Genomic DNA, 734 nt, shown 5'->3' with positions numbered 1-734 from the left:
ACTTGCTGAGGCAGCTGGTTGGCCTGGGCCACCATGGCCGTGCCAGCCTGCTGCAGGATCTGCGTGCGGCTCAGGTTCGCCGTTTCCTTGGCGAAGTCGGCGTCCACGATGCGGCCGCGTGCCGCAGAGATGTTCTCGTTCATGGAGTCGATGTTCTCGATCGACTTCTCGAAGCGGGTCTGGATGGCACCCAGGTCGGCGCGTGCGGAGTTGACCTTGTCCAGCGCGTTGTCGATGCGCTGCATGGCTTCCCAAGCACCGGCTTGCGTGGAGATGTCCACCTTGTCGATGCCCTTGCCGGCAGCTGTCGTGATGGCCGTCAGATTCGTCGCCGCAGCCGCGCCGACCGTGATGGATGCTGTGGTGCCTGTAGTGCCCGTCGGAGCGGCAGTAGCGCGCAGATCGATCGTCGTGCCGTCMTCGCTGAGGAAGGCCGTCACGCCGGTGTCRGCSGTCTTGGCATTGATGGCGGCAATGGTGCGGCCCGTCAGCTCCGTCTGCGTTGCGTTGGGATCGGCCTCAATCGTGGCCACGGCCGAAGCGGTAGCTCCCTGGATGGTGATACTCACCGAAGCCGAAGTAACAGCTGCGGGCGTCACGGAAGTGCCGCTGATCGAACCCGTGCTGTAGGCAGAGTTGCCCAGGTCGGCCACCTTCATGTTGGCCAGCGCGCCCACCGTGATGTTGTCGCCCGCATTCGCACCCACCTGGAACACGCCCCCGGAGAAGCTGCC

The 734-nt window shown here is 64.8% G+C and carries 1 protein-coding gene; it reads right to left on the bottom strand.

Going from position 1 to position 734, the window contains the following annotated elements; genetic code table 11:
• On the bottom strand, nt 1–734 hold a 734-nt coding region (locus tag GRX31_RS30430), incomplete at both ends, for a flagellin (RefSeq protein WP_272918466.1).

The organism is Delftia sp. CH05 (assembly GCF_009827015.1).
Taxonomy (GTDB): Bacteria; Pseudomonadota; Gammaproteobacteria; order Burkholderiales; family Burkholderiaceae_C; genus Comamonas; species Comamonas tsuruhatensis.
Note: the sequence above shows the minus strand (reverse complement) of the source record. Positions and strands in the feature narration are given on the sequence as shown.